Raw genomic sequence first — 20,970 nt, 5'->3', positions numbered from 1 at the left:
CATGGCCGTGCCCGCCCGGCACCCCGACGACGCGCGGACGAGACGGATCCCACGCCGGCCTCACGCCCGGGCGCGCCGCCGGTGGGGCAGGCCCGCCCGCGCGGGATCCGGGTCGCCGAGGCCGTCGGTGACCGTCATGGTCGCCGGGCCGGCGCGCAGCGTCCCGGACGACAGGGCCGCGCAGCGGACGCCGGCGCGCCCGCGCAGCGCCGCGTGGGCGCCGGGGGCCAGGACCACGTCCATCCAGGCGCACGGCGCCGCCGGACGCCCGCCGCCGAGCCGCACGGGCCCGCCGCCGGCCTCGATCGCGAACTCGCGCCCGCGCAGCGCCTCGACCTCCAGGCCGCGCGTGACGATCGTGCGCCGCGCCGCGACCGGGTCGAACGGCGGCACCCCGAGCTCCGTGGCCACCGCCTCGAGCGCCTCGATCGCGAGCAGCGTCACCGCCGCGTCCCGGTGCGCCGCCCGCCCCGCGTACCGGTCGCCCTCCACCCGTGGCCGGCGCGGATCGTGATCACGTCGGGGGTCGTCGTCGGCACCGGCCGCGGCCCGTCCCCGGGACGTCCCTCGTACGCGTGCGCGGGCGAGACGACGAAGCCCACGATCTCGATGGCGGTCACCGCGCCCCAGGGTAGGACTGGGGGCGTGCGGCTCGGTGTCTCGGGAGCGGTGGTCGACGGTGCCTGGTGCCCGGGCGACGTCGAGGTCGCCGACGGCCGGGTGGCCGCGGTCGGGCTCCCGGCGGCGCGCGGCGGGACGATCGCGGTCCCCGGCCTGGTCGACCTGCTCTGCCACGGGTACGCCGGGGTCGACCTCGCGAGCGCGGCGGTCGAGGACGTGGCGACGGTGCGCGCGGCCGCCGCCCGCGACGGCACGACCGCCCTGTGCCCCGCCCTGCTCACCGACGACCCGGCGCGGACGGCGGCGGCCCTCGCGCGGCTCGACGCCGCCCGGGCGAGCGCGACCCCCGGCGCCCGCCTCCTCGGGGCCCACCTCGAGGGCCCGTTCCTCGCCGCCGCCCGGCTCGGCACCCACCCGCCCGAGCACCGCCGCGACCCCGACCCCGACCTGCTCGCCCGCCTGCTGGACGCCGGGCGCGTCGACGTCGTCACCCTGGCCCCCGAGCTCCCGGGCGCCGGGGCGCTCGTCGACCTGCTCCGCGCGCGCGGCGTCCTCGTCGCCGCCGGGCACAGCGACGCCGACGCCGCCGCCGCGCACGCGGCGGTCGACCGCGGCGTGCGGGCCGTGACGCACCTCTACAACGCCATGAGCGGGCTCGGGCACCGCGCGCCCGGCCTCGCGGCGGTCGCGCTCACGCGCCCCGAGGTCACCCCGACCCTCATCGCCGACGGCCACCACGTCGCCCCCGAGATGCTGCGCCTGGCCGCGGCCGCCGCGCCCGGGCGCTGGGCGCTGGTCACCGACGCGACCGCGGCGACGGGGATGCCCGACGGCCCGTTCCGGCTCGCCGGGCTCCCGGTCACGCTGGCGGACGGGGCGGTGCGCAACGCCGCGGGCGGGCTCGCCGGTGCCGCGGCACCCCTGGTCCGCGGGGTCCGCACGGCCGTCGCGGCCGGGGTCGGGCTCGTCGAGGCGGTCGGCGCCGCGACGACCGTGCCCGCGCGCCTCCTCGGGCGCCGCCACGTGGGGCGCCTCGCGCCGGGTGTCGCCGCGGATCTCGTCCTCCTGGACGACGCACTCAGCGTCACACGGGTGCTCGTCGAAGGCCGCGGGATGGACCAGCGAGACACCACGGAGTGAGACCGCGGTGTCACTCGGAACACCCGATTTCTCACGATGGTGTAACGAAATCCCGCCTGTGTACGGTATGTCCGACACGAGGGCCCACCGATCGGGTGATGACCGTTCGGGGACCGACCGACGACGCAGGTGAGGTGACGTGGCGAGCAGCCAGGCTGTGCGGACGGGGCGAGCGGACGGATCAGCGCCCCACGTCGCCGTCCCCATCGGCACCCGCCACCGCCCGGCCCGGCGCTCGAGCGACCCCGACGCGCCGACGATCCAGCTCCGGACGGCGATCGCGGCGCCCGCCCCCGCCCCGGCCCCCGCCCCGGCCACGCGCACGCCGATCAAGGCCCCCGCGAAGAAGCCGGTCGAGGAGCGCGCCGCGCGCACGAAGACCACGACCGTCGCGGTCCTGGTGCCGGCGCACGACGAGGAGGAGGGCATCGCGGCGACCGTCGAGGGTCTCCTCGCCCAGGACGTCCCCGAGTGGCTGCGGATCGCCGAGGTCGTCGTCGTCGCCAACAACTGCACCGACCGCACCGCCGAGATCGCGCGGCGCTACCCGGTGACCGTGCTGGAGATGCCGCACAACCCGGACAAGAAGGCCGGCGCGCTCAACCACGGCTGGCGCGAGACCGCCCGCGACGCCGACCTCGTCCTGACCATGGACGCCGACACCGTCCTGCTGCCCGACACCGTCGCGGAGATGGCGGGCGAGCTGCGCGCCAACGCCGTGCTCGGCGCCGTCTGCGCGCGCTACTGGGCGTCGCCGGGGAAGGGCCTGGTCTGGCGGCTGCAGCGCCTCGAGTACACGCGCTACGACGACCTGCGCGACCTGAGGCGCTGGCGGGTCTCGGTCGCGAGCGGCGCCGCGGCGATGTACCGGAACGCGGCGCTCGAGGCCGTCGCCGCCGCCCGCGAGGCCGGCGAGCCGTGGGACGGCTCCTCGCTGATCGAGGACTACGCGCTCACCCTCGAGCTCAAGGCCCGCGGCTACCGCGTCGCCGCCGCCCGCAAGGCGCACGTCTACACCACCCCGCCCGGGTCGTTCCGCGAGCTGTGGGTGCAGCGTCTGCGCTGGGGCCGCGGCGGGATGGACGAGTGCCTCAAGCGCGGCTGGTCGACCGCGACGCGGCAGGACTGCCTGTCCTACGTGCTGTTCGGCTTCAGCGTGTTCTTCCGCGTGCTGTTCCTGACCATGCTCACGCTGATGATCGTCTACGCGGTGCCGTTCCGGTACGCGCTGATCGGGCTCATCCCGCTGGGGGTGATGTGGCTGGAGCGGGTGACGTCGATGTGGCGCCTGCCGGGGCGGAGCGCCACCGACGTCGCGCTCGTCGCGGTCCTCGTCGTCGAGGACTTCTACGGGTTCTTCCTGGAGCTGTGCGCGGTGGTGGCGGCCTGGCGCTGCCTCAACGCGCGGCGCCAGGCCTGGTAGCGGAATCGATCAGGGATCGATCGGATCGGAAGGGGACGGAGCGCGGGGATGTACGGCGAGCACTCGATGTACCTCACGAGCGGGGTCGGCGGTGGCACCACCGGCCTCGCCCTGGCCGCGGCCACCGGGATCAACGCCATGGCGGCCGTGCTCATGGCGGTGACCGTGCTGTTCACGACGATGTTGCTCGTCCGGATCGTGCGCCGCGGCGCCCGCCTCCGCCGCTGAGCGCGTGTCCTTCGACGACCGGCGCCGCAACGTCCGATCGCTCCTGTTCTTCCTCGTCGCGCTGCTCGCGACGGTGGTGATCTCGTTCGGCGCCGACTTCGCCGGCGCGGCCGACCGCGGCGAGCTCGCGAGCGGCCCGCGCTACACCCCGACGGCCGCGGACCGGGCGCTCCCGCCGGCCCCGGACGACAGGGCCGGCCCCCGCGTCGCCCTGACCTTCGACGACGGCCCGTCGCCGCAGCTCACCCCGTACATCCTCGACGTGCTGGCCGCCAAGCGCGTGCGCGCGACGTTCTTCCTGCAGGGCGACCACTCGCAGGCCCACCCCGAGCTGGTGCGCCGCGTGCAGGCCGAGGGCCACGTCGTGGCCAACCACGCGTGGCAGCACCCGTGGTTCCCGGACCTGGGCGCCGAGGACGCCGAGCAGGAGATCCGGCGGACCAACGAGCTGCTGACCAGCATCACCGGGCAGCGCCCGACCCTGTTCCGCTACCCGTTCGGCCAGTCCTCCCCCGAGGGCGACGCCGCGCTGGCCCGGCTGGGGCTCACCGGCGGCGTCCACTGGAAGTGGACAACGAACCGCAAGGGCGACTTCCAGTGCGGCGGGGCCGACGCGGTGACCGACTACGTGGTGACCGAGGCCACCGACCAGGCGATGATCCTGCTCCACGACGCGGGCGACGTGGTCGGCTGCCCGCCCTCGCAGCTCGAGTACCTGCCGCGCGCGATCGACCAGCTCCGCGCCCGCGGCTTCACCTTCGGCGTCGTCGCGCCCTCGCCGGTCCGCTCGGCGGTCAACCAGGGCTCGCCCGCCGTGGTGGTCCCGTGATCCGGGCCCTGGTCCTCGTGCTCGCCATCGGCCTGCTCGCCGCCGGCTGCGCCACGGCCCCCGCCGACGAGCCGGACCCCGGCACCGGAGCACCGCCCCTGCCGACCGCCTTCGCCCAGCGCCTCCTCGACGACGCCGTGCCCGACCCGCTCGGCGCCGACGTGCCGGCCGCGCTCTCCGGTGCGCGCGCCTGGACGAGCTCCATCCAGGCGCCCAACCGCCAGACCGACCGCGACGTCGGTGCGGCGGGCGTCGCGCACGGGTTCCTCGCGCTGGCCGCCGCGACGCCCGATCCCGCGGCGCGCGAGCGCTGGCTCGGCGGGGCGCGCGCCGCCGGGGACTTCCTGCTCGGCGCCTCGCGCGGCGGGCGCGTGCCCGACTACGTCAACCCGGGCGGGCCCGCCGACCGCGCCTACACGTCGTTCGACGACGGCGCGGCGGGCATCGCCGAGGTGCTGTGGCGCGTCGGCGAGGCCACCGGCGAGGAGCGCTTCCGCGCGGGCGCCCGGGCGTCGCTGCAGTGGGTGCTCGACCGCGCCGAGGGCGTCGACGGCCTGCCCTGCCCCGAGCGGTGCCGCTGGTCGTGGGCCGACGTCGAGGGCGGTGGCGCGCCGTCATACCGCCACGGGATGGGCGAGGGGCAGTCCGGCATCGTCTACGCGCTCTCGGTGATGGGCGAGCGCCTGCGCGACCCGGAGCTCACCGCCCACGCGGCCGGCGGCGCGGCGTACCTGTCGAGCCGCCTCGACGACGACGGCGGCCTGCCCGAGCGCGACGACGAGCCGCGGCGCAACACCGGCTTCCTGTCGGGCACCGCGGGCGCCGCCTTCGTCTTCCTGCGGATGTACCAGGCGACCGGCGACGAGCGCTGGCGCCGCGACGCGGAGTCCGCGCTGGGTTTCCTCGACCGCACCGCGCAGCCCGCCGGGCGAGGGGTGACCTGGCCGATACTGCTCGGCGCCGGGCCGCAGGCCCTCGTCCCCGACAACCCCCGCCGCGCCACCGGCATGGAGGAGGGCGCGGCGGGGATCGGCTGGGTGTCGCTGCAGGCCCACGCGATCCTCGGCGACGCCCGCCACCTCGAGCGCGCCCGCGCCGCCGGGCGCTGGCTCGTCGACGTCTCGCTGACCGAGCCGGTCGGGCGCGCGTGGGCGGAGTACGAGGGCAGCCCGATCGTGCACACGGCCACCAACAGCGGCGCGGCGGGCACGGGCTGGTTCCTCGACTCGCTCGGGCGCGTCACGGGCGAGGACGAGTTCGCCGGCGCGGCCCGCGCGGCCCGCAACTGGCTGCTCGCCGTCGCGACGCCCGAGCACCGGTGGGGCGCGACCCGCGAGGCCGGGCGGTGGACGCTCGGCGGGGAGCCGTCCTGGCACTGGGGCTCGGCGGGGGTGATCGGCTTCCTGACCCGGATGGCCGGCGGCCCCGTCGACAGCCCCGGCATGCAGGAGGTGCTGGTGCCCCTCGAGGGCCCCGGCGCCGTCGTTTCCGGGAATTAGTTCCCGATCGTCCGCCGCCCGCACCGTCACGGCGGGCGTTGACTCGATGTCACCCGGTCCCGTGTGACCGGACACGGGAGCGAGTCGGGGGATCGGGAGGTGCCGTGACGATCGTCGACCTGCTGGTGCTCGCGGTGGTCGTGATCGCCGCGCTGCGCGGGTGGCGCCGGGGTGGCACCGGGCTCGTGCTGAAGGCCGCGGGCGCCGTGGCCGGCGTGCTGCTGGCCGGGGCGCTCGCCCGCTGGCTGGTGCCGATGCTCGTCACCACGGACGACGGCATCTCCCGGTACGCCCTGGTGCTCGGTGCTGCGCTGGTCGGCGCGCTGATCGGCTGGGGGCTGGGCCGGCGGCTCGGCGACGGCCTCGCCCGGCGCACCGGCGGCGGGTGGCGCCGTCCCGCCCTGCCCGACCGCGTCCTCGGCGTCGCCGCGCACAGCGCGCTGACCCTCATGGTGCTCGTGCTGCTCACCGGCGTCGTGACCGCGTTCGGCCCGGCGGGCCTCGGCGACGCCGCGCGGGACAGCGCCGTGCTGGGCGCCGCCGCCGAGCGGCTGCCGAACCCGCTGGTGCTGCTGCCGGTCGAGGCGCCCACCCTGGCCGACGGGGGCGCGCGATGACGACCCCCGCGACCCTCCCCCGCCTCGTCGGCGGCGGTGCGTTCGTGCTGCTGCTCCTGACCTGGTGGGGCTCCGGCTCCTTCCTCCTGGCGCTGCTGGTCCTCGTCCTCGTCGGCGCCACCGCGCTCGGTGCCTGGCTGTTCGTGTCCTGGAGCGGACGGGCGGCGCGCGGGCAGGCCGGCGGGTCCGCGGTCGCGGACGCGCTGCCCACCGCCGACCTCGGCCCGACCTCGGCCGGCGACCGCGTGCGCCGGACCCTGCGCGGCATGCTCGGGCGGCCGTGGGTGCACGGTGACGGGCTGGTCCGCGCCGCCGCGCGGCGGCTCGCCTCCGAGGAGGCGCTCGTGTGGACCCCGCGCGGGCAGCGCGTCACGGCGCCGCACCTGTGGGTGGAGCTGCACCCCGACGACCTCGCCGACGTCGCCGCCCGCTGGCCCCTCGAGGTGCTCGCCGACGAGCTGCTCAGCGGCTACCTCGAGCACGCCCGCGCCGGCGAGGCGCGCCGGCTGGCCGAGCGCACGTTCCTGCACCTGCTCGCGGGCCCCGACGTCCCCGTCGGCCGCGTGATCGTCACTGCCGCGTTCTCGCGACCCGCGGCGACGCCCGCGGCGACCACGTCCGCGACCGACCCGACCCCCACGTCGCTGTCGGCGCCTCCCGTCCCGGCGGGTCCCCCCTCCCCGCCGGGACCGCCCGGCCCGGCCGTGCCGGGGGCAGCCGGCCGGCCGGGCCCGGCGCTGCCCGCGGCGCGGGTGGCGTCACCACCTCGGCCGGCCCCGGCGCGGGGGCCGGCGGGGGTTTCCCGGGACTCCGTCGGGGGGTTCCGGGGAGACGGAGCGCAGCGGAGCTCGACCATCGGCCGGGGAGATTGTGGTGATCCGCGTGGTCCGCGTGGTCCGCGTGGTCGGGGCGGCCTGGCGACGACGGTCGCCCACGGTCGTCAGGACGCCACGATGACCGCACCCACCGCACCTGCCCGTGCCGGGACGCAGGTCGTCGAGCGCCCGACCCTGGTCGAGCGTGTCGTGGCGACGGCGCGGGGCGCCGGACGACCCGGAGTATCGTGGCGGCGACCGGCGGATCCCCGCCGCAGCGGGGGCGAGTGAGGCTCACCCGCTCTCCGGCCGACCGGGAGGTGGCGTGACGCGACCCGCCGCACGCCCGGTCCGGTCCGGTCCCCCGCAGGCGCCGTCCCCGCGCCTGCCCGTCGGCGGGCTCGCGGTGCTCGACGTGCGCACCGAGCACACGCAGTCGGTGCCGTGGGGCGAGCGGATCACGATCGGGCGCGGCGACGCCACCGGCCGCGGCGTCCAGGGCGGCCCGCGCCACGTCCCGGTCCCCGACGACCGGGTCTCGCGCCTGGCCGCCGAGATCGAGGTCCGCGACGACGCCTACCTGATCATCAACCGGCAGCGCCACGGCGCGCTGCTGACGCTGTTCGTGCCCGGCGTGCCGGGCAAGGACCGGATCCGCGCCGGCAACGGCCTGCTCGTCCGCGACGACCGGTCCTCGCTGGGCCTGTGGTTCCCCGACGGCCAGGAGCTGACCCTGGCCCTGCTGCGCTTCGCCCCCACCGCCGGCGCGGGGCCGACCACCAGCGGCGGGTTCGCGGGCGGGCGCACCATCGACACCTCGCTGCCGACCGCCGAGACGTGGTGGTCGGTGCTCGTGGCCGCCTGCGGGCCCACGATCATCGCGGCGGCGCTCGCCGGCCCGGGCAGCGTGCCGCGCGACGTGCACGGCGACGCCGAGCAGATCGCCGACTGGCACCGCGCCGAGGGCCGCCCCGCACCGAGCCCGAAGACCCAGAGCGAGGCCTTCCGGCACGCCCAGCGCTGGCTGCGCGGCCTGCGGCTCAACGACAAGACCCGGGGCTGGCGGATCGCGGTGGTCGAGCAGGTCATCCACCTGCGGCTGGTCACCCTCGACGACGTGCGTCTGCTCTTCCCGAGCCAGGTGCCGCGGATCGGCGGCCGGTGAGACCCGCCCGCCGCCCCGTCTCACCACGATGACTACCCGTCGGTGAGGTCCTGCTCCGGCAGCGGTCCCAGGGTCGCGAAGGCGTCGAGGTAGGGCTCCACGTCGCCGCGGACGGTCCACGAGCGCAGCTGGGCCGCGGAGCGGCGGGTCATCAGCGCGCGGGCGAGGTCGAAGTCGGAGGCGCGCAGCTCCACCGCCGCGTCCCCGGGCGCCCCCGCCGAGCACCACGACCACTGCTCGCCGACCAGCGCGATCGGCGGGAGCCCGGCGTCGAGCCGCGGCGCGAACCGCCCGACGAAGCGGTCGCGCAGCGCCGCCATCGCCGGGGTGTCGCGACCGCCCGGGACCTCCAGCGCGCCGCGCAGGTCCTGCTCGTGGATCGTGACGTCCCCGAGCGGGCGGGTCCCGTGCTCGGCCATCCAGGCGCGCAGCGGCTCGGCGACGACCTCCCACTCCGCCACGAGGGCGCCCACGTCACGCCCGCGGCGGGCGTCGACCTGCCGCGCGGTCCACTCCTCGTTGTGGTCGTCGGGCTCGTCGCCGGCGAGGACGTCGGCCCCGAGGCCGACCATGTGCGAGAGCAGATCCCGCACCGTCCAGTCCGGACAGGCGGGCACCCGCGTCCCGGCGCGCTCCGCCGTCAGCCCGTCGACCAGCGCGATCACCCGCTGTTGCGCCCGACTCCACTCCGCGATCTCGTCCACGGAACGACTTTCCCATCGTGTCCGGACGTTCGCTCACTGTACGAACAACCGACCGAACGCCCCGGTGGGCGCGTCACACGACCGCTTGTCAGTCTCGTGACCGCCGGTAATGCGTTGTGTGTCACTGAGTTGTGTCACAGTGGACGAATGTCACGCGAGGGGGACGCGACGAGTTCGGAGGGTGGCCCGGCCACTCCAGCCGTCATACGCCAAGCACCCGGTTACCTGGCCCGACGCCTGCACCAGGCCTACATCGCCGCCTGGGCACGGCGCGTCGACCCGGTGCTCACGGGGCCGCAGTACGCCGTCCTGGTGACGGTGGACGCCCATCCGCGGCTCGACCAGGGCTCGCTGGCGCACACGGTCGCGCTCGATCGCTCCACGATGGCCGACGTCTGCCGCCGCCTCGAGGACCGCGGGCTCATCGAACGCACCCAGGCCCCGGCCGACGGACGTCGCAAGCTCATCGGGCTCACCGAGGAGGGGCGCGCCGCGCTCCAGCGCCTGCAGGACCGGGTCCTCGCCCTCGAGAGCGAGCTGATGGCCGACCACGCGTCCGGCGTCGGCGAGCTCCTCGAGCGTCTCGACGCGCTGTCCCGCCGCTGGGAGACCGTCGCGACGGGGACGGCGACCTGACGCTCGCGGGTCAGCGCCGCTGGGTGCGCATGAGCGCCAGCGCGACGCCCACCACGAGGGTGGCGGCCAGCGCGAGGGTGAAGATCGTCCACGGCAGCAGCGACCCGCTCGCGAGGGCGAACGCCCCGAAGTAGAGGGTCACCAGCGCGTAGACCACGACCTGCACCCGGCACAGGAAGCGGTTGCGGTCGGTGTCGCGCGGCGGCCACGTGAAGCCCGGCATGGCGGCACCGTAGCCGGTGCCGCCACGTCGTCCGGGGCTCGGGCCACCGCTCACACCGCGGCGGGCTCGCCGGCCTCCCGCCGCGGCGGCGGCGCCTCGACGCCGGCGTCCTCGTCGGGCGCGGCCGTCACGGGCACGTGGCGGAAGGCGACGGTGGCGACCACCGCGAGACCGGTGAAGATCACCGCGCCGACCGTGGCGGCCACACCGAGCCCGGTCGTGAACGCCGCCTCGACGGCGCTCGCGACCGCGGGCGTCGGCCCGGCCGCGGCCACCTCGGTGAGCCCCGTGCGGGCCGCGTCGGCGAGCGCGGCGGGCGTACCGGGCGGGAGCACGAGGACGTCCCGGTAGACGGCCGTCGCGAGGCTCCCGAGCGTCGCCACACCGAGCGCGATGCCCAGCTCGCCACTGGTCTCCGACAGCGCGCCGGCCGAGCCCGCCTTCTCCTCGGGCACGGAGCCGACGAGCAGGTCGGTGCCGAGGGCGGTGGGCAGCGCGATGCCGACCGAGGCGAGCAGGAAGCCCGCGAGCAGCACCACGGTGCCGCCGCCCGCGCCCGCACCGAGCAGGCCCACGACCGCGAGCCCCACCCCGCCGATCACCAGCCCGGCCGCCGTCACCCGGGCCGGCCGGATCGAGCGCGCGAGCCGCGGGGCGAGCAGCGAGGCCACCACCATGGCGGCCTGCAGCGGCGCGAGCACCAGGCCCACGGTCAGCACCGACAGGCCGGCCACGAGTTGGAGCCACAGCGTGAGCAGCAGGAACGTGCCGGCCATGACGACCCCGCCGCCGAGGTTGATGCCCAGCGCGCCGGCCGGCGCGCGGTGGCGGAACAGCCGCAGGTCGAGCAGGGGGTCGTCGAGGCGGAGCTGGCGGCGGACGAACACCGCACCGAGCCCGGTCCCGACCGCGAGCGCCACGAGGGCGCCGGGCTCCGGACCGTCGGCGGCCAGCGACTTGAGCCCGTGCACCACCGGCAGGACCGCCCCCAGCGACAGCGCGACGCTCGCGAGGTCGAGGCGGCCGGCGGCGGCGTCGCGCGACTCGGGCAGCAGGATCGGGCCGAGCACCAGCAGCAGCACCATCACGGGTACACCCATGAGGAAGGCCGCGCCCCACCAGAACGCCTCGAGCAGCACGCCACCGATCAGCGGGCCCACGGTCATGCCGCCCATGAAGCAGCTCATCCAGATCGCGATGGCGGTGCCCCGGGCGCGGGGGTCGGGGAACATCGTGCGGATCAGGCCAAGCGTCGAGGGCATCAGCGTCGCCCCCGCGATCCCGAGCAGCGCGCGGGTCGCGATCAGCATCGCCGGCCCGGTCGAGAACGCCGCGGCCACCGACGCGACCCCGAACGCCGCCGCTCCGATGAGCAGGAGCCGGCGGCGCCCGATGCGGTCGCCCAGCGTGCCCATCGTGACGAGGAAGCCCGCGATCATGAAGCCGTAGACGTCCATCGCCCACAGCTGCGCGGTCGGCCCGAGACCCAGCTCCGCGGACAGGGCCGGGAGCGCCAGGTAGAGCACGCTCATGTCGAGCGAGAGCAGCAGTGTCGGAAGCGCCAGGACGGCGAGCCCGGTCCATGCGCGGCGTCCCGTGGTCGCGGTGGTCATGGGACGACGCTAACAGCTTGCAGTTCTTTGGAACAACTGTCTAGTTGTTTTCTCGTACTGTTGCTGGTCGGTAGGGTCGGCGCCCGTGCCGCCCGCTCCCGCCGTCGACCACCTCGTCGTCGCCGCCGAGGACCTCACCCACGGCGTCCCCGCCCTCGAGGAGCAGCTCGGGGTCCGGCTCGCCGGTGGCGGTCGGCACGCGGCCTTCGGCACGCACAACGCCCTGCTGGCAATCGGCGGCGCCACCTATCTCGAGCTGATCGCGATCGACCCCGACGCCCCCGCGCCGGGCCGCCCGCGGTGGTTCGGCCTCGACACCGCGGCCGTCCGGTCCCGCCTCACCGAGGGACCGCAGCTGCTGCACTGGGTCGCCCGCCCCGCGGTGCTGCCGCCGGGTCCCGACGACCACGGCGAGCGCCTCCACCTCTCCCGCGACGCGCTGTCGTGGACGGTGACCGTGCCTGCCGACGGATCGCTGCCCGGCGACGGCAGCGGGCTCGTCCCGTCGCTGATCGCCTGGGACGCGCCCGACGGCGCCCACCCCACCGACGCGCTCGAGGACGCCGGCGTCCGCCTGGAGCGCCTCCTCGTGTCGTCGCCCGGTGCGCCGGACCTGCGTCGACGCCTCGCCGCGCTCGGACTCTCGGGATGCGTCACCGTCGCGGACGGTCCCCCGGACCTGCGGGCGGAGCTCCGGACGCCCTCCGGGCCCGTCGTCATCGGCGGACCCTGAGGCTCAACGCTCGGGGCGGAGCAGCTCGCTGGTCGTGACCTCGGGACCGTGTCCGTCGGTGCGGGCGCCGTCCAGCCGGGCGCCGTCGGTGCGGGCGCCGTCGGTCGGTGCGCGCCGCGTCCGGCGTCGGCCGACCTCCCCCACGAGCCACCGCGCGACGTCGACCAGCTTGAGGTTCGTGCTCTGGGACGACTCGACGAGCATCTGGAACGCCTCGGTCTCGTCCACGCCGAAACGCTCCATGAGCACGCCCTTGGCCTGGCCGATGATGTCGCGGCTGTCGACGGCCCGGCCGAGGTGGACGGCTTGCTCGCTGCCGTGGAGCAGCATGGCCGCCTGCACCCCGAAGAGCCCCGCGGTGAGGCGCGCCTCGAGGTCGAAGACGTGGGGCTCGGCGGCGTAGAGGTTGAGCGACGCCCGCATCGGGCCGGCCGTGGCGAGCTGGGCCGACAGCATCGACCGGTAGCCCGCCGCCACGGCGGTCGGCGCGAACCGCGGCCATCGCTCCCGGTCGACCCCGCCCAGGTCCTGGGCGATGACGACGCCGTCCTCGGTCGGGCTCTCGATCGCGGTGATGCTCGGCCCCTCGTGCAGCTCGCCCTGGAGCCGGTCGAGCTCGGAGATCCCCCGACTGGTCGGGTTGCGGGTGTCGACGATCCCGTCCTCGCTGACCGAGATGCCCCCCGCCGTCGCGCCCGGGATCGTCTCGACCGCGGCGGCGACGATGTCCGACAGCGTCTGTTGGAGATCCCGGATGCTCCGTCGCTCGAGCAGGGTCTGGGCTGCCTTGCGCAGAGCGACGACGAGCTGCTCGGCCTGGCCCGGGTGCACGCGGTTCCCCCACCTTCACGGTCGCTACGAGACTCGGGGCAGCACAGGGAGTCGTGCTGCAGGTCCCCCGGGCGCGCCACCGACGCCCCCACCCCGGACATGGGTGCGAGCGATCACGCACGACGAAGGGACCTGGCGAGCGCACGACGACGCGCCGGCGCCCCGATCCACGAAGCGGCCGTCTGTTCGACCGCGGCCGGGAAATTCTAATCAGACCCGGACGCGCCGGTGCCGCGGGACACGAGGACGTGCGCGCCTGAAGCATCGCCCGGTCAGAGGGGGACGCGGGGTCGTCCGCCGCGTCGTGGTCGTCGTTCGGTGTCGATGAAGCCGGGTGGGGTGAACCAGGGCCGCCCGTCGATCATCTGGATGGTCCAGTGCCCGTGGTGGATCAGCTGGTGGTGGTAGCGGCAGAGCAGGCACATGGTGTGCACCGCGGTGACGCCGCAGTCGAGCCAGCTCTGCACGTGGTGGGCCTGGCAGCGCCGGGGTGTGCGGTCGCAGCCGGGGAACGCGCAGCCCCCGTCCCTGGTGTTGAGGGCGCGGCGGATGGCGTCGGGGGCGGTGCGCTGAGCGCGGCCCACGTCGAGGGGCTCGGAGCGGCCGCCCAGGATCATGGGGACGATGTCGGCGTCGCAGGCCCAGCGGCGCACCGTGGCCGCGTCCACGGTGTGGCCGGAGTCCAGGGTGCCGTAGCCGTCCCGCCCGGCCAGCGCCGCGCACAGCCAGCGGTGATCGATGGTGACCGTCAACAGAGCGCGGCCGGGCCGCTCGGTCCACCCGCGCGTGGTGGTGGGGCTGTCGGGACGGCGGGGCTCGGGGATCAGCGCCAACGGCGTCTGACCGGCGGCCTCGTCCGCCTCAGTGGCGTCGCCGGGCTCGTGGTTCGCGGTGGCATCGGCCGGCTGGTCCGCGCCGACGGCCTCGTCGTCGGCCTCGTCGTCGGCCGTCTCGGTCGGCTCCTCGCCCGCCCCGTCCTCTGCGGTGACGGGGCCGTCCTCCTCCCGGCGGGCGGCGGTAGCGAGCCCGCAGGGACCGCGGGCGTCCTGCAGGAGGTCCTTGAACGCATCGGCGTTGCGCTTGACCAACCCGCGCTCGTCGTCCGCCCCGGCCGGGGCGGCCAGCACCCCGAAGACCTCGATGGCCATCTCGGCGTCCATCGGATCGCCCAGGCGACCCTTGAACACCAGCGAGCCGTCCTGGCGTCGGTGCAGCCGCAACTCGTCGTGCCCGTCCGCGCCATCGGACGGGGCGGCGCCGTCGGGGTCGTAGTGATCGATCAACCTCTTCGCGAGTCGACGCAGCAACCGCGGCGGCAACAGCCGCGCCTGCTCGGCGAGCGAGCGCTCGATCCCGACCAGCTCCTCCAGCGACGGCGGGCTCGCCAGCCGTACCAGGTGCCGCACCGTCCCCCGGATGACCCTCACGTGCGCCGGGTCGATCTCCCCCGCCGACAGCCCCTCCGCCGTGGCCGGCAAGCGGGCGGGTAGCAACTCGCTGTGCATCGACACGCGGGCGCACAGGTCCTCGGCCTCGTCCACCAGCCGCTTGGCCTCGGCGTGGTCGAGGTTGTCCCGGTCGGCCAGCAGCGCCTCGGTCGACCGATAGCCCGTGCTCACCGCCGTGCCGAGCTCGTGCAACACGGCGATGTCCTCGAGGCGCTGGAAATAGGCACAGCGCTGCGCGATCAGGTGCGTCCGAGCACGGTCGAGCGCCTCACGCTCCGGCACCCCGACCACCCGTTCGCTCATGTGTTCGAATCTAGCCGACACCCCCGACAACCCCGACCCGCGAAAGCGAGACCGCTCAGCAACCCTCCGGGCTCCCGGGCATCGACCGTCGCGCGCGGTCCCGGCGGCGTCGTCACGGTCTCCCCCGGACCCGAGACGAACCGGAGCGTCGCGCGGCCGTCGACCGCAGGACGGCCCTTGTGGTCGCCACCGGACCCGGTGCGGAACCGGACGGCGACACAGCGCCACGGTCACCCCGAGAATTGCCATGAACAATGCTCGGAATTCGTCCCATCGCGCTACGTTCCTTTCTCCGATCCCCGATCGAGGAGGGCCGCCATGAGCACGACCACGTCCGGGATCCGCAACGAGGAGGCGCTCGCGACCGCGATCGATCGCTGGAACGCGGGTGATCTCGATGGCTATCTCGATCTCTACACCGACGATGTGCTGCTGCACGGATTCGCGCCGGAACCCCTCGACAAGACCGCCGCGCGCGCGTTCTACGAGGGAATCTTCGCGGCGTTCCCGGGCAATCGGATCGAACGACACGAGACGTTCGCCGACGGCGACCGCCTCACGAGCCGGTTCACGCTCACCGGCCGGCACGACGGCGACTTCATGGGCGTCCCCGCCACCGGCCGGGAGATCGCCATGCCGGGCATCACGATCCTGCACTTCCGCGACGGCCGCTGCGCCGAGCGCTGGACGTGCTCGGACATGCTGGGCCTGCTCGTCCAGGTCGGCGCGGTGCCGCCGCCGGCCTAGCGACCTGCGCGGGACTCCCGGGGCTCGCCCGTGAACCGCGTCGTCCACGCCTGCTTGTCGAACAGTACTGATCAGGTATCGTAGACTCCTGTTTTCGTACTGATCAGGACGAGGAGGTCGCGCCATGACGTCACTGCCCCTGCCCGACTCCGCCCTGCCGCCCGTGGTGTCGCGCGAGGAGTGGGCGAAGGCCCACGCGGAGCTGCTGGTCAAGGAGAAGGAGGCCACCCGCGCCCGCGACGCCCTCGCCGCCGCACGCCGGCGGATGCCGATGACGCGCGTCGACACCGACCACCGCTTCGTGGGCCCGGAGGGCGAGGTCGGGCTGCTCGACCTCTTCGGCGGCCGGCGCCAGCTCCTCGTCTACCGCTTCTTCTTCGACCCGGACGTCGACGGCTGGCCGGAGAAGGGCTGCGCGGGCTGCTCCTACCTCGCCGACAACGTCCCGCACCTCGCCCACCTCCACGCGTGGGACACCAGCTTCGTCATGGTCTCCGAGGCCGGGCAGGACCAGATCGCGGCGCTCGCGCGGCACATGGGCTGGGAGGGCACGCCCTGGTACACGCTCGTCGGCGACGCCTTCAGCCGGGAGTTCGACGTCCCGACGATGTTCGGGCTCAACGTCTTCCTGCGCGACGACCACGACCGCGTCTACCGGACCTACTTCGTCAACGGCCGCGGCGTGGAGCCGCTGCTGCCGACGCTGTCGATGCTCGACCTCACCGCGCTCGGCCGCCAGGAGACGTGGGAGGACACCCCCGAGGGCCGCCCCCAGCTCCCGCCGTACCGCGCGGAGCGCCACGACGAGTACGTCTGACCCGGTCAGGACGACGTAGGCTCGCCGCACTCAGGCTGCTGCGGAACGACTGGCGGAGTCGACGTGAGGAACCTTCCGGGTCGATCAGCCGGTTCGCGGCGCGCTCCGCGGGGACGACGCGGGGGTGCCGCACGCGCGGTGGTCGCCGCCGTCCTGATCGCACCGCTGACGCTGAGCGCCTGCTCGGGCGGCGGCGGAACACCGGCGTCGCCGGGCGGGGAGTCGGTCCCCGCACCCACCGGCGACCGGAGCCTGGCGGAGCGTCTCGCGTCGACGGTGACCGGGTCCGAGGCCTTCGTGCACCTGCAGGCTCTCCAGGCGGTCGCCGACCGCAACGGCGGCAACCGGGCCATGGGGACCCCCGGGTACGAGCAGAGCGTCGACTACGTCGCCGACACCCTGCGCCGCGCGGGCTTCGCCGTGCAGACGCCGACGATGGCCCTCGCCCCGGAAGAGGGCGGGGACGGCGGCGAGGAAGAGAGCGAGGGATCCACCACGGCGGGCAGCACCCGGATGGTGATCGCGCAGACGACGAGCGGTCGGGTCGACGAGGTGGTGCTCAGTGGCGCCCACCTCGACAGCGTCCCCGAGGGGCCGGGGATCGACGACGACGGCAGCGGCGTGGCCGCACAACTGCAGATCGCGCTGGAGCTCGGCGCCGACGCGCCCGTCACGAACGCCGTGCGCTTCGTCTGGTTCGGCGCCGAGGAGCAGGGGCTGCTGGGTTCCCAGGCCTACGTCGGCGGGCTGTCGCCGGATCAGCGCCGGGACATCGCGCTCATGCTCAACTCCGACGTGATCGCCGCCCCGAACGGCGGCTACTTCGTCTACGACGGCGACGGCTCGGACGGGCGCAACACCGAGGTGGCGGCCCCCGGCTCCCCGGCGATCGAGCGCGTCCTCGCCGATCGGCTCGCCTCCCAGGGGGTCGAGCCGCGCGGGACCCCGTTCATCGACGACTCCGACTACGGGCCGTTCGTCGCCGCCGGGATCGCCACCGGGGGCGTCTTCTCCGGGGACTCGGGCACCAAGACCCCCGAGCAGGCCCGGTTGTGGGGCGGTCGGGCGGGCGCCCCGTTCGATCCGTGCTACCACCAGGCCTGCGACGACCTCGAGAACATCGACCGGGCCCGGTTCGACCGCATGGTCACCACCCTGGCCTACGGGATCGGCGCGTTCGCGCTGGACCTCGACGGCGTCCCGTCCCGCGGCGAGCGCGTCGCGCGATGACGCCGCCCGCCACGGCAGGTCGCGCGGGGCGGTTCAGCGCCGCGACGCCCGGATGACGGCGGAGCTGACGGTGGGCGCGACCTCGTGGGTCAGGCTGATGTGGACGTCGGTCAGGCCGGCGTCGTCGAGCTGCTCGTGGTAGCTGCTCGCGGTGAGGACTCCGTTGATCGCCCCGACCGTGACGGCGGCCCGGGCCTGCTGCTCGGCCTCGGCATCGTCCTGGCCGACGAGGTCGGCCACGCCCAGGCGCCCGCCGGGCCGCAGCACGCGGGCGATCTCGGCGAACACGGCCGCCTTGTCCGTCGACAGGTTGATCACGCAGTTGGAGATGACCACGTCGACGGACGCGTCCGGCAGCGGGATCGCCTCGATGTGCCCACGGAGCAACGCGACGTTCGGGACGCCGGCCTCGGCGGCGTGCCGGCGGGCGAGGTCGAGCATCTCGTCGGTCATGTCCAGGCCGTACGCGAACCCGTCGGGACCGACCCGGCGGGCGGAGAGCAACACGTCCAGCCCGGCGCCGGAGCCGAGGTCGAGCACGGTCTCCCCGGGCGCGAGGTCGGCCACCGCGAGCGGGTTGCCGCACCCGAGACTCGCCGCTCCGGCGGCGCCGGCGTCGTCGAGCTGCGTGGGGTCGTAGGCGTCGCCGCACATGCCGGCGGGGTCGGCCTCGGAGAAGCTCGGGGTCCGGCCGGCGCGGACCTGGGCGGCCGCGGTGGCGTAGCGGTCACGGACCCGCTCGCGCACCGCGGCCGCCCGGTCCGGCGTCTGGTCGGAGGTCACGCGACACACCCGCAGCCCGTGGCGGTCCGGGGCTCGGTGGCGGTGACCCCGCAGCACGTCGTCTGCCCCGTCGCCTCCTCGGCGTCGTCGGGCATGGTGCTGATGATCCCGTTGGTGCCGAAGTCCTGGGAGTCCTCCGTGACGGTGTAGACCTCCCACGGCTCGCGTCCCGGCCCCTGGACCCACACCTTGTCCTGGCGGGCGTAGCAGCAGGTGGTGTCGTTCTCGACCTGGGTGAACAGGCCCAGCTCGGACAGGCGGGCGGTGGCGTCGTCGACCTCGTCGGTGGACCCGACCTCGACCCCGAGGTGGTCCATCACCGTCGGGCGGTCGGCCTCGCCTTCGAGCAGCACGAGCTTCAGCGGCGGCTCGGTGACCGCGAAGTTGGCGTAGCCGGGACGGCGCTTGGCCGGCTCCACCCCGAAGAGCTGGCTGTAGAAGCGGATCGAGCCCTCCAGGTCGGAGACCCGCAGGGCGAGCTGCACTCGGGACATCGTGGCCCCTCCTCTTGCTTCGACGACGGTCTAAGCAGAGGTTGCGCGCTGTTTTGACGGATGTCAAGGTAGATGCATGTCGAAGCAGGATCCGCTTGCCGCGATCGTCGGGTGCTGCGAGCCGCTGGCCCGCGAGCCGCTGTCCGCCGAGCAGGCGATGGAGCTCTCCCGGGTGTTCAAGGCGATGGGCGATCCGGTGCGCCTGCGCCTGCTCTCCCTGATCGCCTCCCACGCCGGTGGCGAGGCCTGCGTGTGCGACCTCACCGACGTGTTCGACCTGTCCGGGCCGACCATCTCGCACCACCTCAAGGTGCTCCGGGAGGCCGGGCTGATCACCGGCGAGCGCCGCGGCACGTGGGTCTACTACCGCGTGCGCCCGGACCTGCTCGCCCAGGTCTCCGCGGTCCTGGTGCCGGCCGCCCCCGAGAGCCCTGCCGGCATGCCACCCGACCGCGAGGCCCTGCCGGTGGTGGAGGCGTGAGCGGCCCGGACGCGACCGACACCGCGACCGACCCGACCGAGGCCGGGGTCGTCGCGAAGCTCTCCACCCTCGACCGGTTCCTGCCGGTCTGGATTCTCGCCGCCATGGCGCTCGGCCTGCTGGCCGGCCGACTGATCCCCGGCCTCGGTGAAGCCCTCGGCGCCGTCGCCATTGACGGGGTCTCGCTGCCGATCGCGCTCGGCCTGCTGATCATGATGTACCCGGTGCTGGCGAAGGTTCGCTACGACCGCCTCGATACGGTCACCGGCGACCGCCGGCTGCTGGTGTCCTCGCTGGTGCTGAACTGGCTGCTCGGGCCGGCGTTGATGTTCGCGCTGGCCTGGCTGCTGCTCCCGGACCTCCCGGAGTACCGCACCGGGCTGATCGTCGTCGGGCTCGCCCGCTGCATCGCCATGGTCATCATCTGGAACGACCTCGCCTGTGGCGACCGCGAAGCCGCCGCCGTGCTCGTCGCCCTCAACTCGGTGTTCCAGGTGATCGCCTTCGGCGCCCTGGGCTGGTTCTACCTCGCCGTCCTGCCCGGCTGGCTCGGCCTGCCCACCACCGGCCTCGACGTCTCCCCCTGGGCGATCGTCCGCTCGGTGCTGATCTTCCTGGGCATCCCGCTGCTCGCCGGCTACCTCACCCGCCGCATCGGCGAACGCGCCCGCGGCCGCGAGTGGTACGAGGCCGAGTTCCTGCCCCGCATCGGGCCGTTCGCGCTCTACGGGCTGCTGGTCACCATCGTCATCCTCTTCGCCCTCCAAGGCGACGCCATCACCTCCCAGCCCCTCGACGTCGCCCGGATCGCGCTCCCGCTGCTGATCTACTTCGCGGTGATGTGGGCCGGCTCCTACGCCCTCGGCCGCGCCGTCGGCCTGGGCTACGGACGCACCACCACGCTCGCGTTCACCGCCGCGGGCAACAACTTCGAGCTCGCCATCGCCGTGGCCATCGCCACCTGGGGCGCCACCAGCGGCCAAGCCCTCGCCGGGGTCGTCGGACCCCTCATCGAGGTCCCCGTCCTGGTCGCCCTGGTGTACGTCTCCCTGTGGCTGCGCCGCCGGCTCTTCACGTCCCGCACCGAGGACGTGCAGCACTCACGGACAGGGACCCGCCGATGAGCAACGACGCCGTCCACCCCACCTCCCGCAGCACCGGTGCACCGCGCAGCCCGTCCGGGGTCCCCGAGGTCCTGTTCGTCTGCGTCCACAACGCCGGCCGCTCCCAGATGGCCGCCGCCCTGCTCGACCACCACGCCCGGGGAGCGGTCCATGTCCGCTCCGCCGGCTCCACCCCCGCCAGCGAGATCAACCCCGCCGTCCGGGAGGTCATGGGCGAACTCGGCCTCGACCTCTCCGGGGAATTCCCCAAGCCACTGACCAGCGACGTCGTCGAAGCCGCCGACGTCGTGATCACCATGGGCTGCGGCGACGCCTGCCCCGTCTTCCCCGGCAAGCGCTACCTCGACTGGGAACTGACCGACCCGGCCGGCAGGGGCCCCGACGAGGTCCGCGCGATCCGCGACGACATCGACCAGCGCGTGCGGGCGTTGCTCGCCGAGCTCGTCCCCGCTGCCCGCTGACTCAG

General features: G+C 75.0%; 25 protein-coding genes. 16 read left to right on the top strand and 9 right to left on the bottom strand.

The genetic code is table 11. From position 1 onward, the window contains the following. Positions 1-60: 60 nt before the first annotated feature. Both PHK61_RS01125 and PHK61_RS01120 read right to left on the bottom strand, forming a co-directional pair. Positions 61-444 carry an MOSC domain-containing protein gene (locus PHK61_RS01125; RefSeq protein ID WP_274279118.1) on the bottom strand — a complete coding sequence of 128 codons (384 nt, stop codon included), beginning with the start codon at positions 442-444 and terminating at the stop codon, positions 61-63. After that, a complete protein-coding gene (locus tag PHK61_RS01120; RefSeq protein ID WP_274279117.1) occupies positions 441-620 on the bottom strand; it encodes a hypothetical protein in 180 nt (59 codons plus the stop codon). Before PHK61_RS01120 ends, PHK61_RS01125 begins: the two co-directional genes overlap by 4 nt. A gap of 25 nt (positions 621-645) precedes the next feature. Here PHK61_RS01120 and PHK61_RS01115 point away from each other — a divergent pair, with 25 nt between their 5' ends. The 8 genes from PHK61_RS01115 to PHK61_RS01080 all read left to right on the top strand — a co-directional run bounded on the left by PHK61_RS01115 (position 646) and on the right by PHK61_RS01080 (position 8,337). Next, positions 646-1,761 (top strand): N-acetylglucosamine-6-phosphate deacetylase, encoded by a 1,116-nt coding sequence (locus PHK61_RS01115; RefSeq protein WP_274279116.1) that lies wholly within the window; start codon positions 646-648, stop codon positions 1,759-1,761. Positions 1,762-1,900: 139 nt separating this feature from the next. Then, positions 1,901-3,184, top strand: a complete 1,284-nt coding sequence (locus tag PHK61_RS01110; protein WP_274279115.1) for a glycosyltransferase family 2 protein — start codon at positions 1,901-1,903, stop codon at positions 3,182-3,184. 48 nt (positions 3,185-3,232) lie between these two features. Then, entirely contained in the window at positions 3,233-3,412 is a 180-nt protein-coding gene (locus tag PHK61_RS01105; RefSeq protein ID WP_133829715.1) for a hypothetical protein, read from the top strand. 4 nt (positions 3,413-3,416) lie between these two features. Next, positions 3,417-4,241, top strand: coding sequence for a polysaccharide deacetylase family protein (locus PHK61_RS01100; protein WP_274279114.1), 825 nt, complete (start codon positions 3,417-3,419; stop codon positions 4,239-4,241). Beyond that, positions 4,238-5,740, top strand: coding sequence for a lanthionine synthetase LanC family protein (locus tag PHK61_RS01095; RefSeq protein WP_274279113.1), 1,503 nt, complete (start codon positions 4,238-4,240; stop codon positions 5,738-5,740). Before PHK61_RS01100 ends, PHK61_RS01095 begins: the two co-directional genes overlap by 4 nt. A gap of 104 nt (positions 5,741-5,844) precedes the next feature. Next, positions 5,845-6,357 (top strand): CvpA family protein, encoded by a 513-nt coding sequence (locus PHK61_RS01090; RefSeq protein WP_274279112.1) that lies wholly within the window; start codon positions 5,845-5,847, stop codon positions 6,355-6,357. Beyond that, positions 6,354-7,463 (top strand): hypothetical protein, encoded by a 1,110-nt coding sequence (locus PHK61_RS01085; RefSeq protein WP_274279111.1) that lies wholly within the window; start codon positions 6,354-6,356, stop codon positions 7,461-7,463. The genes PHK61_RS01090 and PHK61_RS01085 overlap by 4 nt, the downstream gene beginning before the upstream one ends. A gap of 34 nt (positions 7,464-7,497) precedes the next feature. Then, complete coding sequence (locus PHK61_RS01080) at positions 7,498-8,337, top strand: FHA domain-containing protein (protein WP_274279110.1); 840 nt, start codon at positions 7,498-7,500, stop codon at positions 8,335-8,337. Positions 8,338-8,369: 32 nt separating this feature from the next. Here PHK61_RS01080 and PHK61_RS01075 read toward each other — a convergent pair whose 3' ends face one another. Next, the gene (locus tag PHK61_RS01075) at positions 8,370-9,041 is read right to left on the bottom strand and encodes a maleylpyruvate isomerase family mycothiol-dependent enzyme (protein ID WP_274279109.1); all 672 of its coding nucleotides are present in this window, start codon (positions 9,039-9,041) and stop codon (positions 8,370-8,372) included. Positions 9,042-9,188: 147 nt separating this feature from the next. Between PHK61_RS01075 and PHK61_RS01070 the strand changes: the two genes are divergently transcribed. Further along, complete coding sequence (locus PHK61_RS01070) at positions 9,189-9,677, top strand: MarR family winged helix-turn-helix transcriptional regulator (RefSeq protein ID WP_274279108.1); 489 nt, start codon at positions 9,189-9,191, stop codon at positions 9,675-9,677. 10 nt (positions 9,678-9,687) lie between these two features. Here PHK61_RS01070 and PHK61_RS01065 read toward each other — a convergent pair whose 3' ends face one another. Next, positions 9,688-9,900 carry a hypothetical protein gene (locus PHK61_RS01065; protein WP_274279107.1) on the bottom strand — a complete coding sequence of 71 codons (213 nt, stop codon included), beginning with the start codon at positions 9,898-9,900 and terminating at the stop codon, positions 9,688-9,690. Between the two features lie 50 nt (positions 9,901-9,950). Beyond that, complete coding sequence (locus PHK61_RS01060) at positions 9,951-11,513, bottom strand: MFS transporter (RefSeq protein ID WP_274279106.1); 1,563 nt, start codon at positions 11,511-11,513, stop codon at positions 9,951-9,953. An 85-nt stretch (positions 11,514-11,598) separates the two neighbouring features. Between PHK61_RS01060 and PHK61_RS01055 the strand changes: the two genes are divergently transcribed. Then, the gene (locus tag PHK61_RS01055; protein WP_274279105.1) at positions 11,599-12,246 is read left to right on the top strand and encodes a VOC family protein; all 648 of its coding nucleotides are present in this window, start codon (positions 11,599-11,601) and stop codon (positions 12,244-12,246) included. 3 nt (positions 12,247-12,249) lie between these two features. Here the strand turns inward: PHK61_RS01055 and PHK61_RS01050 are convergent, their stop codons facing one another. Further along, positions 12,250-13,077 carry a GAF and ANTAR domain-containing protein gene (locus PHK61_RS01050; RefSeq protein WP_274279104.1) on the bottom strand — a complete coding sequence of 276 codons (828 nt, stop codon included), beginning with the start codon at positions 13,075-13,077 and terminating at the stop codon, positions 12,250-12,252. A 272-nt stretch (positions 13,078-13,349) separates the two neighbouring features. After that, a complete protein-coding gene (locus tag PHK61_RS01045; RefSeq protein ID WP_274279103.1) occupies positions 13,350-14,828 on the bottom strand; it encodes an HNH endonuclease signature motif containing protein in 1,479 nt (492 codons plus the stop codon). Between the two features lie 318 nt (positions 14,829-15,146). On the opposite strand from PHK61_RS01045, the gene PHK61_RS01040 reads away from it, so the two are divergent. The 3 genes from PHK61_RS01040 (at position 15,147) to PHK61_RS01030 (ending at position 17,622) form a co-directional block, all read left to right on the top strand. Further along, entirely contained in the window at positions 15,147-15,575 is a 429-nt protein-coding gene (locus PHK61_RS01040; protein WP_274279102.1) for an ester cyclase, read from the top strand. Between the two features lie 124 nt (positions 15,576-15,699). After that, positions 15,700-16,392 carry a DUF899 family protein gene (locus PHK61_RS01035; RefSeq protein ID WP_274279101.1) on the top strand — a complete coding sequence of 231 codons (693 nt, stop codon included), beginning with the start codon at positions 15,700-15,702 and terminating at the stop codon, positions 16,390-16,392. A 138-nt stretch (positions 16,393-16,530) separates the two neighbouring features. Continuing rightward, the gene (locus PHK61_RS01030) at positions 16,531-17,622 is read left to right on the top strand and encodes a M28 family peptidase (RefSeq protein ID WP_274279100.1); all 1,092 of its coding nucleotides are present in this window, start codon (positions 16,531-16,533) and stop codon (positions 17,620-17,622) included. A 33-nt stretch (positions 17,623-17,655) separates the two neighbouring features. Here the strand turns inward: PHK61_RS01030 and PHK61_RS01025 are convergent, their stop codons facing one another. Together PHK61_RS01025 and PHK61_RS01020 are read right to left on the bottom strand one after the other, a co-directional pair. Further along, on the bottom strand, positions 17,656-18,405 hold the full coding sequence (locus PHK61_RS01025) for a methyltransferase domain-containing protein (protein ID WP_274279099.1): 750 nt from the start codon (positions 18,403-18,405) through the stop codon (positions 17,656-17,658). Continuing rightward, positions 18,402-18,899 (bottom strand): ArsI/CadI family heavy metal resistance metalloenzyme, encoded by a 498-nt coding sequence (locus PHK61_RS01020; protein ID WP_274279098.1) that lies wholly within the window; start codon positions 18,897-18,899, stop codon positions 18,402-18,404. The genes PHK61_RS01025 and PHK61_RS01020 overlap by 4 nt, the downstream gene beginning before the upstream one ends. Before the next feature lie 76 nt (positions 18,900-18,975). Between PHK61_RS01020 and PHK61_RS01015 the strand changes: the two genes are divergently transcribed. From PHK61_RS01015 to PHK61_RS01005, 3 genes are read left to right on the top strand one after another with little or no spacing between them, the layout of a single operon-like run. Further along, positions 18,976-19,380 carry an ArsR/SmtB family transcription factor gene (locus PHK61_RS01015; RefSeq protein ID WP_274279097.1) on the top strand — a complete coding sequence of 135 codons (405 nt, stop codon included), beginning with the start codon at positions 18,976-18,978 and terminating at the stop codon, positions 19,378-19,380. Continuing rightward, positions 19,377-20,504 (top strand): ACR3 family arsenite efflux transporter, encoded by a 1,128-nt coding sequence (gene arsB, locus PHK61_RS01010; protein ID WP_274279096.1) that lies wholly within the window; start codon positions 19,377-19,379, stop codon positions 20,502-20,504. Before PHK61_RS01015 ends, arsB begins: the two co-directional genes overlap by 4 nt. Then, entirely contained in the window at positions 20,501-20,965 is a 465-nt protein-coding gene (locus PHK61_RS01005) for an arsenate reductase ArsC (RefSeq protein WP_274279095.1), read from the top strand. Before arsB ends, PHK61_RS01005 begins: the two co-directional genes overlap by 4 nt. Positions 20,966-20,970: the final 5 nt, after the last annotated feature.

This window comes from Actinomycetospora lutea (genome assembly GCF_028737205.1).
GTDB lineage: Bacteria > Actinomycetota > Actinomycetes > Mycobacteriales > Pseudonocardiaceae > Actinomycetospora > Actinomycetospora lutea.
The sequence above is the reverse complement of the archived record's forward strand: the minus strand, read 5'-3'. Positions and strand labels throughout refer to the sequence as shown.